We start from the raw sequence: 12,378 nt of genomic DNA, 5'->3' as shown, positions 1-12,378 counted from the left end.
CCGCGCCCGTCCGTCAGGCCATGCGGTCGTAGCTCGCGGCGGTAATTTCATGGCGCAGCGGCTCGCCGCGCATGAACCGTTCAATCTCCGCGACGATGAGGTCGCCCTGCCGCCAGTGCCCGTCCTGGGTGTGCCCTGCCGCATGGGGCGACAGGTGCACATGCCCGCCGAGATCGCGGAACGGGCTCGCCATGGGCAATGGCTCGACATTGAACACGTCGAGCGCCGCGCGGATACGTCCGCTGCGCAACTCCGCGATGAGGGCCTCCTCGTCGACCAGCGGCGATCGCGCCATATTGACGAGGAGCGCGCCGTCCTTGAGCCGCGCCAGTTCGGCCGCGCCAAACATGCCGGTGGTCTCCGGCAGAAGCGGCGCGTGCAATGAGACCACGTCGCTTTGCGCGATCAGCCTATCGAGCGGCACCCGCTCGGCGCCAAGGTCCCGCGCGGCCTCGTCGCTCATCACCGGATCGGTGACGAGGACCCGCGCCCCGAAGGGGCGGATGAGCCGGATCACGGATCGGCCGACATAGCCGCCACCGACGATGCCGACAGTGAGCGCGCCAAGGAGCCGGCCGGGATAGCGGTTCCGCATGTCCCAGCCCGCGCCGGCCTTCAATCCGCTGTCGAAGGCATCTCCATGGCGAAGCGCCATCAGGATCTGCGCCACGGTGAACTCGGCGACGGAGTCCCCGATCGCCGCCGCCGCATGCGTGACACGCAACCCATCCGCCACCGCTGCCGCCGGAACGAGGCGGCGAATGCTCCCCGCGCAATGCGCGACCAAACCCAGTTGGTCGCAGGCGGGGAGATAGGGCTCAAGTGGCGGGGTTCCCCACCCGGTGATGCAGATTGCGGCGCCATCCAGCAGTTGCGCCATGAGCGGTTCGGTCAGCGCTGTCTCGTCGGTTGTCCGCACCCGCGCGAAGCCGCGCAATTTCTCCAACGCGGCCTGGCTGAGCACGAGGCTGCGGGCCTCTGGAGGAAGGAGAATCGTGACGAGGGGATGGTTGCTCGCCGCATTGCCCGCGGATGTGTGGATGGCAAAGCTCATGATAATATTCCGCCAGTCATTCAAAGGATCGGATAGCTATTGCGCCAGACGTCGTGCGACGAAGCCATGGTCGGCACGGCTGATGTCGATGAGTTGGGGATAGGGCAGGCGATAGTGGCTCTGCTGGGAGAGCACGCCCGCGAAGCCGGTTGCCTTGAGGTGGTCGATGATATCATGCCAGGGCACCATGCCCTCGGAGAGCGGCATCCAGTCCGCATGCCAACGCCGCTGCCCCTCGGCATCGATCTCGCCGGGAAACCAGCCGCCGTTCTTCACACCGACGACCGAGAGCCAGGGCGCGAGCGCATCGAAGGTGACTTGCCAGTGTTCGCGGCCTTCCTGAACAGCCTGATTGCCGGGATCGACGAAGGCCGTCATGAACCGCGGATCGCAGTCATCGAGCAGGGCCAGCATCTGGGCGCTCGAGCTGTGGATCGTGCCGCCGTGCATCTGCAAGGCCAGTCGGACGCCGGCCCGCTCGGCAAGGCGCGCGAGCGCCGCCAACTCACGCCGACCGCGGTCGCGGATTGCCGCATACCCCTGGGCGGGATCATAGCGCCAATAGCCGATCCGCAGGAGATCGATGCCGGCGGCCGCGCAATGGTCGAGGATGGATGGCGTCGCCGGATCCTCGGCATCCGTGATATCGGTCGTCACCATGGCGACGGCGAGGCCATGGTCACGCAGCCCGCGAACCATGTCGCCCAGCGTGCCGATGGTGGCCGGCGCCACGTGCCATCCATCGCGGATGAGGAGGTCTATGGAGCCAAAGCCGAGATCACGGACGGTTTCAGCCATTGTGGCGGTCGATACGTCGCGAAACGGTTTTGTAAAGAAGGCATGTTGCATGGATTGAAGCCTCATCGGGCGGCGGAAGGAGCAGCGGCTATGCCAGGCACGGCCGGGGACGGCGGGCTCACCCGCCCGAAGACGTCACGCGCCTGGACCTTGTAGAATCCGGCTTCCCCGCCGGCGCTGTGCAGATAGACCGTCGACAGCAGGGGAGCCGGATTGACGACGCGGTAGGGCCCGTTTTCGCTCTCGCTCCAGAAAACGTCGAACAGCTCGAGGCTGTCCGATCCACCGGTCTGCCAGAACAGCACCGTGTTGACGGCACCGTTGAGGCCCGCATAGGCGGTGAGCTTCAGATCTCTCGGCATGCTGGGGCCCTCGTCCCCGCGACGGGCAAGAACAGCGAGCGCGACACCCGGAAGAGCGATATCCAGCTTGATCGTTGCCTGCGGGTTCGCCGCGGACACGTGGATCTGCTCGATGGCGAGCGCCGGCTCCTGAGCCGCGCGCATGGCGGCGAGCGCTTCCACGCCCGGCTTGTCGAGATCATCAAGCGTCTCCCAGACCGAATAGGGGTCGCCGCGACCGTCCTCGATGCGGAACAGGGCCAGGGCGTAAACGCCGGGCGCCACGTTGTCGAAGGTGAGGCGCACGGGTCGCTCCCCGGAACGCCGGAAGGAATCGACGCTGTAATAGACGAGGATCGCGGGATCCCCCCCGCTGAGCCGGGTTGCGATCACGCCGAGACCATCTCTGTCCGGATCGAGCGGATCACCGCTGACGCTGAGGCGCTCCTCCCCCAGCCAGGCGAGCAGTTCCATCACCGACAGCGCCGGCTTCTTGATGAGCTCGAAGGGTTCCGGCTCCGCGACGCGCTGGTCCAGGGCGCCGATGTCCGTCAGATGCTCGTTCTGCGCCGCCTTGATGTCCTTGTCGCCGAAATAGGCGAGATGAGTACGGTTGCCCCAGCGGCCAAGGAAGCCGTTGTCGTTGCTCAGTACGGGATAGTCCACCCCCTCGTTGTCGATGATGAGGCGCTGGTGTTGATCGATGATCTTCGCCGCGAGCCCGGCAAAGTAGGGCAAGGCGTGCCAGGTATGGTGGATATGCCAGCCGATCTGGGGATCGCATTCGTTGTTGATGAAAGGAAGATGGGCGAAGCGGGGATGATGCTGCCTGACATAATCCACGGCCATCATCTCATGCTGGCAGATGGCCAGCGAGTTCGGCGTGAGATCTTCGGCATGTTTGCGCGCGCCTTTTTCATGCACCGAGATGAAATCGAGGCGAACGCCGCGCTCGCCGGTGAAGACATTCTCGCCCGTATCGCAATGGGCCAGGAAAGACTTGAAGATCGGCGGAATGCGGCGGGCAACGCCGGGGCCGCCGAGCGTGATCTCGGGCTCGACGGCGCGCAAACCCTCGTGACAGGCGTCATAATAGTTGTTGAAGCCGGTCTCGCCGCCGAGCGTCCACCAGATGTCCGGCTCGTTCCATGTCTCGAAATACCAGCTGCGCAATTCCTCCGCGCCGAAGCGCTGGCGATAACGGTGCGCGAGCTCGGCCATGAAGTCGCGCCAGTGGTGGACCTGATCACGCGCGTTGAGATCCGTGAAAAGATAGGACGGGTTTCCCATGAGCTCGAAGAAAGGCTTGAGACGGTATTCGGAGATGACATCAAGGGCCCGGTCTAGCCTTGTCCAGTCATACCGGCCGAAGCGTTCGGCCGTGACAAGGTCGAGCATGTAATGCACGCGCAGATATTCGATGCCATGGCGCGGAACACCACCGACATAGGCGAGCGTCTGCTGCATCTCCGGCTCGAGGAGAAGTTCGGCCGGGGAAAAACCCGTGGACCGCCAGAACCGGCGGAAGGGCGTGGCGGCGCCTGTGAGGTCGACGCGGATGGCGGTGGTGTCGGCCATGTCAAATCCCTCGATCATCGATGGTCATCCGGATGTCGTGCGCGGAGGCGGAAGGGGCGACGCCTGAGGATGCCAAAGTCGTGCAGCGTTACTTGAATTTGTCACGCATCGCCTGAATGCCCGGGATCGTTTCCGTGAGGTGAAGATGCGCGGGGTCGAAATATTGCACCAGTCCGCGGTGTGATTTCCCGACCAGGATCGTGAAGATGTAGGATCGATGACCGGGGGATGTGACAGTCGGGTGATAGCCGCTGTCGACGAGGACCGTGTCGCGATCACGCGTCATGAAGCAGGTTTCCCTCTCACCGTCATACGTCACCTGCACGCCGAAGCCGGATGGCGGCGAGAAGCGATAATGATAGAGCTCCTGATGATCGGTCTCGCCCTCGTTGCGGTCGGTGTCGTGCTTATGCGGAGGATAGCCGGACCAGCAGCCGTCATCCGCATAGAGCTCACTGACGAGGAGATGGCCGGTGCGGCCGCGGCCGTTCTGCCCCAGGATATGCAGGATGCGCCGCCGGCTATGGGTTCCCGGCGAACCCACCTCCACGGTCTCGACCTCTTCGGGCCTGATGCGAAAGGCGCTGTGGCGTTCCTCGGTCAAGCCGCCGGCGATCGCGACCTCGACAGGCGCCGCCAAAGCCGCGATCTTTATCGTGGCGCCGAGCGGCGCGTAGACGGAATCGGCGACGCCTGACCATACGTCCGCGCGCCCGCCGACGGCCGCGAAGCGCTCGCCATCGACGAGGACGTCGGCGGTGCCGGACATCAGCACGATGACGCATTCATGGCGCGGCAGCCGCAGCTCGAACGTCTCTCCCGGGGAGAGCCGGAGACAGGTGAAATAGACACGATCAAGCACCGCGTCCTCGATGAGGATGGGACGGTTGGCGCCATCCTCCTGGCGAATAAGCTTAGGCATGCTGAACCTCTGGGCTCGAGCCCATATTGACGCCCTGCAACGCAAGGTCCTCGGCGTGGTGACAGGCGACAGTGCGACCTGCGACGCTGCGCAAGGCCGGGGTCTCCGCCTTGCAGCGTTCCGTCGCGAAACGGCATCGGGGATGGAAACTGCAACCGGCCGGGCGGTTGGCGGGATCGGCCACCTCGCCCGGCAGGTGAATGCGGCGACCGCGGCGTTTGAAGGCGGGATCCGGCACGGGCAGGGCCGAAAGAAGTGCCTCGGTATAGGGATGCATCGGGCGGGCGAAGAGGTCCGCGGCATTGGCGATCTCGACGATCTGACCGACATACATCACGACGACGCGGTCGCAGATATATTCGATGACGCTGAGATCGTGGCTGACGAAGAGATAGGTGAGCCCGAATTCCTGCTGCAGATCCTTCAGGAGATTGAGCGTCTGCGCGCGGACACTGACATCGAGCGCCGAGACGGCCTCGTCAAGGATGACGAGGCGGGGATTGGTCGCCAAGGCGCGGGCGATGCCGACCCGTTGCCGCTCTCCGCCGGAAAAGGCATGGGGATAGCGACGCGCATATTCCGGCCGGAGCCCCACGCGCTGCAACAGCTCGCGGACCCGCCCCTCGATTTCGGAGCGCGGCAGGAGATGGTTGACCTTGAGCACCTCGCCGACGATGTCGATGACAGGCAGGCGCGGATTGAGGGAGGCCTGGGGATCCTGAAAAACGATCCTGAGGTCGGTGCAATAGGCAAGCCGCTCGTGCTCGCTCAAGGCCGTCAGGTCGATCATCCGACCGTCGCGATCGCGATAGCGGATCGTGCCGGACGAAACCTCGTGAATGCCGAGTATGCAGCGGGTGACGGTGGACTTTCCGCACCCGGATTCGCCGACGACCCCGAGCGTCTCACCGGCCCTGATATCGAAGGACACGCCGTCGACGGCCCTGACGGGCCGGCTCTTGCCGCGCCCGAAGAACGTCGTGCGAGGCGCGAACACCTTGGCGACGTCGCGCAATTCCAGCAGGCTCTGCGCGCCCGCCGCACTGCCAATCGCTTCAGCCATGGCGAAGGGTCCTTTGTGTGGAGCTGGGCGGGGTCTCTGCGCGCTGCACGGGCGGGCGAATGGCCTCCGGCAAGACGCACCGCACGGAACGGCTGCCCCCAAGGGCCACATCCGGCGGGGCCGTCACATCGCAGGTGCCGGCGATCGCGAAATCGCATCGCGGATGGAAGTCGCAGCCTTTCGGCCTGTCGAAGGGGGAAGGCACCATCCCGCGTATCGCGGCCAGCCGAGTATCACGGCCGGCGCCGAGCCGCGGTACGGATCTCAGCAGCGCGCGCGTGTAGGGATGGCGCGGATCGTGGAAGATTTCTTCGACGCTGCCGCGCTCGACCACCTTGCCGAGATACATCACGACGACGTCGCTCGCGACCTCCGCGACCACGCCCAGGTCATGGGTGATGAAGAGAATCGACAGGCCGGATTCTTCCTGCAACTCCACCAGCAGATCGATGATATTGGCTTGGGTCGTGACATCCAAAGCCGTGGTCGGCTCGTCCGCGATCACCAGCTTCGGCCGGCAGGAGAGGGCGAGTGCGATGCACACCCTCTGGCGCATGCCGCCCGAGAACTCGAAGGGATAGCTGCCGAGCCGCTCGGCCGGCTTCGGAATGCCGACGCGCGCCAGCATGGCGGCGGCCCGCTCGGTGGCTTCCCGGCGGCCGAGCTTGAGATGGCGGCTGATAACGGGCACCATCTGCTGGCCGATCGTGTGGACCGGGGAGAGCGCCGCCATCGGCTCCTGCGAGATGAAGGACACATCCTTGCCCCGCAGGGCACGGATGGGCTTGCCGCGCGGGTCGAGCTTGCCGATGTCGATCGTCCGCCCCGGCTCGGGATGATAGAGCACGTGACCATCGACGATGCGCGCCGTATGCGGCAGCAGGTTCATCAGCGAACGGCCGGTGATCGACTTGCCGGAGCCGGATTCACCGACGATGCAGACGGTCTTCGCGCGCGGAATGCCGAAGGTCACGCCATCGACGGCGCGGACGAGCCCGTCGTCCGTCGCGAAATGAACCTTGAGGTTCTCGACCTCGAAAAGCAGGTCTTGCGGTTCGGCCGCCGGCCGCGGCACAGGCGGCACACCCAGGCCCGCATCAGGAATAGGGGTCAGCCGCATCACGGATCCCATCTCCAAGGAAATTGAGGGCAAGGACGGCAACGACCACCGGGATGCCCGGCAGGAAGAGCCAGGGTGCCTGGGTGAGCGCAAGAAGGCTTTGCGCATCCTTCAGGAGGACGCCCCAGCTGACCACCGGCGGCTTCAGGCCGATGCCGAGGAAGGAGAGCGACGTCTCGGCCAGGATCATCGCCGGAATGGCAAGCGTCACCGAGGCGACGATATGGCTGGTGAAGGAGGGCACCATGTGGTGCCAGATCACACGCTGGCGGCTGCAGCCGTCGAGCCGCGCCGCCATCACGAAATCCTCCGTCTTGAGCGACAGGAAGCGGCCGCGCACGACGCGCGCCAGATCCGTCCAGCCGATCAACGACAGGATGACGGTGATCCAGAAATAGACGAGCAGCGGGTCCATGCGGTCGGGAATGGCGGCGGCCAGTCCCATCCACAGCGGAATGGTGGGGATCGACTTCAGGAAGTCGATCGTCCTCTGCACCGCCTGGTCCGCCCAGCCGCCGTAATAGCCCGAGATGCCGCCAAGCAGGATGCCGAGCACGAGGCTGATGGTGACACCGACGAGGCCGATCGACATCGAGATGCGGGTGCCATGGATGGTGCGGCTGAGAAGATCCCGGCCGAGGCGATCCGTGCCCCAGAGATACATCGGTGCATCGGGGTCGACCGGGCCGATCAGATGGCGTTCCGCCGGGATCAGGCCAAACAGGTGATAGGGCTCGCCTTTCACAAAGAAGCCGACGGGATAAACCCGGCTTTCATCGATGACGAAGCGCCGCTGCAAGGCCACAGGGTCAAGCTCGACCTTGTATCCGTTCACGTATAACAGCGCGAGATCGCCATTCTGATCGCGGCCGAACATCTTGAGCATTTGCGGTGGTGAATAGATATAGCGCGGGTTGTAGCGGTCCGAGGAATAGGGCGCCACGAATTCGGCGAAAAGCGCGACCGCATAGATCGCCAGCACGATGAAGCCGCTCCAGTAGGCGAGCTTGTGCTTGCGAAAACGCCGATAGATAAGGCCCCATTGGCCGAGCTCCACGAGCTTTCGGCGAGGTGGCGACAGGCCACCGGTGGCCGTTGCGTCTGTCATTGCAAGGACCTCACTGGTAGCGCACGCGCGGGTCGAGCCAGGCGAGCAGCAGATCCGACAACAAGGTGCCGATGACTGTCAGGGCCGACAGGATGAGGATGAAACTGCCGGCCAGATACATATCCTGCGCGAGAAGCGCGCTGAGAAGGAGCGGGCCGGCGGTCGGCAGGCTCAAGACGACGGAGACGATCACCGCACCGGAGAAGAGATGCGGCAAGACCCATCCGATCGTCGAGACGAAGGGGTTGAGCGCAACGCGCACAGGATATTTGAACAGCAGTTCCATCTCGCCGAGACCATTGGCCCGGGCTGTCTGCACATAGGGCTTGTGCAACTCGTCGATCAGATTGGCGCGCATGACGCGGATCAGCGCCGCTGTGCCGGATGTCGAGAGGATCAGCACGGGCAGCCACAGATGCGCGGCGAGATCCACGAGCTTCGCCCAGCTCCACGGCGCATTGACATAGGCTGGCGAAAACAGGCCACCGACGCTCATGCCGGCGTAGCGCGACAGGATATACATGAGCGCGAGCGAGAGCAGGAAGCTCGGTATCGCAAGCCCGATGAAACCGAGGAACGTCACGACATAGTCGAGCAGGGAATAGCGCCGGACCGCGCTGTAGATCCCGATCGGCAAAGCCAGCATCCAGGTTACGATCAAGGTGACCAGCGACAGGAGGAGGGTCATCCCCATGCGATCCCAGAGCAACTCGGAGACCGGCTTGTTCCACTCGAAGGATTGGCCGAAGTCGCCGTGCAGAAGAATGCCGGTTATCCAGCGCCAGTACTGGATGTACCAGGGCTGGTCCAGGCCATAGCGGGCCTTGAGACCGGCGAGCGAAGCACTATCGAGGTCGCCACCTTGCTCGGCCATCTTGCCCGCAAGCGACGTCAGGAAGTCGCCAGGCGGAAGCTGGATGATGAGGAACGACACCAGGGATACGGCAGCCAGTGTCAGCGCCGTATAGACGACACGATGTGCAATGAAGCGCCACATGATCACTCCTTCGCTGTACCGTCTGCGCGCCCACGCGCTTTCCGTCCGCGGGCGCCGACCGCTCGTCGTGGATGGCGTTGTCGATCGTTGGGAAGGAGGCGCGCTTGGCGCGCGCCTCGCAACCCCTACTTCATGAAGTATTGCTCGGGATTCGTCGGTCCGGGCGTCACGTAGAAGGCCGTATCCGGCATGATGTCCGGCACGTTGTGGAAATTGGTCTTCACGACGCCGTAGTTATCGGGGTCCATATCCGTGCCGATCACAGGAAATTCCTCGCCGGTGATCGCCAGGATCTGGCGCATCAGTGCGAGCTTGCCCTCGTCACTGACGGTCTTCAGCAGTTCGGTGTAGAGATCCTGCTGCTTCTTGGCCCAGGCCGGCGGCTCCTCGGCGTTCGGATCCTTCGGGTTCTGGTAGTAGATGCCCCAGGCCGAGCCAAACGCCGACTGGTTCTCGTAGGGGAAGTACCATTTGGGATCAAGAAGTCCGAGGAAATCATAGCCGCCGCCACCGATCCACACGAGGCCTTCCTGATCGTTGGCCAGCATGCGCGCCACAGCGAATGACGATTCGATCGGCTTGGGCTGCATGTCGATGCCGACGGCCTTCCAATACTTACGGATCAATTCGAGCGCGTCGATATGATCCTTCCGCGCGGTCTGCACGTCGATGGAAAACGCAATGCGCTTGCCGTCGGGGCCGATGCGATAGCCCTGGTCGTCCCGCTTGGTGAAGCCCGTTCGGTCAAGCGCGGCGTTGGCGGCCTTTACATCGAATTGCGTATATTGGGTGGCGAGTTTCTCATCATAGAGCGCCGTCCCGGGCCGGGGCACGGCCTGATAGGGGCGCGACTGGCCAGCGTAAAGGATATCGTTGATTTCATCGCGGTTGATCGCCAGCGACAGGCCGATCCGGAAGTCTTTGTTCTGGAAGACTTGCCGCAGAACCGGGTTCTTGACGGTCTGATTAAGGCAGATGAGCATGCCGTTCGACCAGGCAGGTTGGACCTTGAACAGCTTGTAGCCGCCCTGTTCACGATGCGCGGCGAGGACCATGCCCGTTTCCAGCGAATTGAGTCGCTGCGCCTGCATGTCGAGGCCGCCATTGGTCGCCTTCAGGATGACGGACTGGACATCACCCATGACGTCATAGGTGACACGATCGATATAGGGGAGCTGGTTGCCCTCGGGATCCACCTTGAAATAGTAGGGATTGCGCTCCGCGACCACCTGCGTGGTGCCGGTGTAGGGCACCGTCAGCTTCCACGGATCGAGGACGGGCCGCGCGGCATCGCGCCACCGGTCCGGCGACTGCCAGTTGCCGACCTTGGCCTGGATGAGTGCGACCCAGCTCGGCGCGCCGGCCGCCTTCACCAGTTGATCGACGTCAGGATTATAGGCCTTGTGGAATTTCTTCAGGTAATGCGCGGGGGAACCCGCCAGGATATCCGAGCCGATATTGCTGGCGAGATAGTAGAGAAGCATGCCGTTCGGCGACTTGAAACTGAACTGGATCGTCTCATCGTCCACCTTCGAGACAACCACAGGATCATTGCCCGATCTCAGCCAGCGCGGCACGGCTGGCGTGATCTCCTTGTTCATCAAGATGTCGTTGTACCAGAACAGGATATCGTCGGCGGTGAACGGTGTCCCGTCGGACCACTTGATACCTTTGCGAAGCTTGAACGTATACACGGTGCCGTCGCTATTCGCCGAATAGCTTTCGGCGACGTCGGGCACGACGCCGGTCCATTGCGGATCCCAGCGCACGAGGCGCGTATACCCTATTGTCCGCTCAAGCAGGCCGTCTGAGGCTCCCACGAGCGCCTGCCGCCACGTGCCGCCATAGCTGCCGATGGAATTGACGGGCTTGACGACCAGCGGATTCGTCGGGAGGCGTTCGGCGACAGGCGGAAGCTTGCCTGCGGCAACCTCCTTCGCAAGGCTCGGCGCCTCCTTGTAGTCAGCGGCCAGCGCTGCGCGCATCGTCAGTTCCGGGATACCAAGAACACCGCAGCCGATGGACAGGTACAATATCGCGCGTCCGAGCGCGCGTTGGCTCGAGATCATGAGCGACCCTCCCTATGCGCCTTCTCGATCGAGATCGGGGCGATGCAGTTACGTTATCGTTATCGTTCGAATGTCGTCAAGGACCGAGGGCGGATTTTTGTTCGCGACCGCTGTGAGGCGTTGGATAACCCCCTATTGCTGTGCTAACAGTCAGATGATGATGAGGATGAATGGCTGCTGCGCGGCGGAATAAGGAACGATAACGCTATCGTTAAATCATGATGGATGCCAAGAGCCCGATGGATGCCAAGAGCCCTATGCGATCCTCCCGGACATCGATTGCAGCAGCGCCGGAGCTGACGGCGGGACGGTCGGTGACGATCACCGATGTTGCGTCCGCCGCCGGCGTTTCCCCGATGACGGTGTCGCGCGTCCTCAACGACCGGGGTGGCGCCAGCGCCGAGACGCGCGCTCGGGTCCTGGAAGTTGCCGGCGCGCTGAACTACCGGCCGAACAGTTTTGCCAAGAATTTGCGCGTCGATCGTTCGAAAGTCGTCGGCATCGTCGTGCCCGATATTGCCAACCCCTTTTTCCCGGAGATCATTCGCGGCGCGGAACTCGCCGCGCGCCCGGCGGGCTATACGCTGCTCACCTGCAATGTCGTCGAGGATCCCGAGCGGGAGGAGGAGGTCATCGGCACGCTGCTGGAACGCCGCGTCGACGGCGTCATCCTCTGCAGCGCGCGTCTTGAGGAGAAACGTCTGCTCCGGGCGATCGAGGGGCACCGTGCGGTCGTTCTCATCAACCGGGTCCTTCCACGCCGAATCGCCGGGACCATCGAGATCGACTATGCCGCGGCGGTCGAAGCGCTGGTCGAGAAATTGATCGCGCAGGGGCGCCGCCGGTTTGCCTTCGCCTCCGGGCTCTCCACATCCTACGGCGGTCAGAAGCGCCGCAGCGGCCTCGACCGGGCCCTTGCGCGACATGGGCTCGGCCTCGTGACGGAGGTGTCGAGTTCTCCGGATCTCGCGGGTGGCTCCGCGGTTGGCCGGGCCTTGTTAGCCCATCGCGGCGCGATCGACGCGCTGGTCTGCTACAACGATCTCATTGCGATCGGCGCGATGTCCGTGATGAAGGGCGAGGGCATCGCCGTGCCGGAGGAGATTGCCGTGACCGGATGTGATGACATCCCGGTGGCGGCATTCGTTTCTCCGGCGCTCACGACCCTGCGTGTCGCCAAGCAGGACCTGGGCGAGCTGGCGATGCGGATGCTCCTCGACAGGATCGACGGACGCAACACCCAGCATGGCATCCTGATCGAGCCGGATCTGATGGCGCGTGGCACGACCGATTTCCCCTGAAGCCGGGGTGGGCGCACCGGACAAACG

At 63.8% G+C, this 12,378-nt stretch carries 10 protein-coding genes; 1 reads left to right on the top strand and 9 read right to left on the bottom strand.

Going from position 1 to position 12,378, the window contains the following annotated elements:
* Positions 1 to 13: 13 nt before the first annotated feature.
* The 9 genes from C7450_RS25410 to C7450_RS25370 all read right to left on the bottom strand — a co-directional run bounded on the left by C7450_RS25410 (position 14) and on the right by C7450_RS25370 (position 11,050).
* Entirely contained in the window at positions 14 to 1,054 is a 1,041-nt protein-coding gene (locus C7450_RS25410) for a hydroxyacid dehydrogenase (RefSeq protein WP_110377278.1), read from the bottom strand.
* Positions 1,055 to 1,090: 36 nt separating this feature from the next.
* The gene (locus tag C7450_RS25405) at positions 1,091 to 1,852 is read right to left on the bottom strand and encodes a sugar phosphate isomerase/epimerase family protein (RefSeq protein WP_170147428.1); all 762 of its coding nucleotides are present in this window, start codon (positions 1,850 to 1,852) and stop codon (positions 1,091 to 1,093) included.
* Between the two features lie 62 nt (positions 1,853 to 1,914).
* Entirely contained in the window at positions 1,915 to 3,789 is a 1,875-nt protein-coding gene (locus tag C7450_RS25400) for a GH39 family glycosyl hydrolase (RefSeq protein WP_110377276.1), read from the bottom strand.
* Between the two features lie 70 nt (positions 3,790 to 3,859).
* Entirely contained in the window at positions 3,860 to 4,693 is an 834-nt protein-coding gene (locus C7450_RS25395) for a 5-deoxy-glucuronate isomerase (protein ID WP_110377275.1), read from the bottom strand.
* The gene (locus C7450_RS25390) at positions 4,686 to 5,756 is read right to left on the bottom strand and encodes an ABC transporter ATP-binding protein (RefSeq protein WP_110377274.1); all 1,071 of its coding nucleotides are present in this window, start codon (positions 5,754 to 5,756) and stop codon (positions 4,686 to 4,688) included. The genes C7450_RS25395 and C7450_RS25390 overlap by 8 nt, the downstream gene beginning before the upstream one ends.
* Positions 5,749 to 6,876, bottom strand: a complete 1,128-nt coding sequence (locus C7450_RS25385; protein ID WP_110377273.1) for an ABC transporter ATP-binding protein — start codon at positions 6,874 to 6,876, stop codon at positions 5,749 to 5,751. The genes C7450_RS25390 and C7450_RS25385 overlap by 8 nt, the downstream gene beginning before the upstream one ends.
* Complete coding sequence (locus C7450_RS25380; RefSeq protein ID WP_110377272.1) at positions 6,854 to 7,984, bottom strand: ABC transporter permease; 1,131 nt, start codon at positions 7,982 to 7,984, stop codon at positions 6,854 to 6,856. Before C7450_RS25380 ends, C7450_RS25385 begins: the two co-directional genes overlap by 23 nt.
* 10 nt (positions 7,985 to 7,994) lie before the next feature.
* Complete coding sequence (locus C7450_RS25375; RefSeq protein ID WP_110377462.1) at positions 7,995 to 8,981, bottom strand: ABC transporter permease; 987 nt, start codon at positions 8,979 to 8,981, stop codon at positions 7,995 to 7,997.
* Between the two features lie 125 nt (positions 8,982 to 9,106).
* On the bottom strand, positions 9,107 to 11,050 hold the full coding sequence (locus C7450_RS25370; RefSeq protein ID WP_245450112.1) for an ABC transporter substrate-binding protein: 1,944 nt from the start codon (positions 11,048 to 11,050) through the stop codon (positions 9,107 to 9,109).
* A 314-nt stretch (positions 11,051 to 11,364) separates the two neighbouring features.
* On the opposite strand from C7450_RS25370, the gene C7450_RS25365 reads away from it, so the two are divergent.
* A complete protein-coding gene (locus C7450_RS25365) occupies positions 11,365 to 12,351 on the top strand; it encodes a LacI family DNA-binding transcriptional regulator (RefSeq protein WP_245450111.1) in 987 nt (328 codons plus the stop codon).
* Positions 12,352 to 12,378: the final 27 nt, after the last annotated feature.

The sequence above is a fragment of the Chelatococcus asaccharovorans genome, assembly GCF_003201475.1.
GTDB classification, from domain to species: Bacteria; Pseudomonadota; Alphaproteobacteria; order Rhizobiales; family Beijerinckiaceae; genus Chelatococcus; species Chelatococcus asaccharovorans.
Note: the sequence above shows the minus strand (reverse complement) of the source record. Positions and strands in the feature narration are given on the sequence as shown.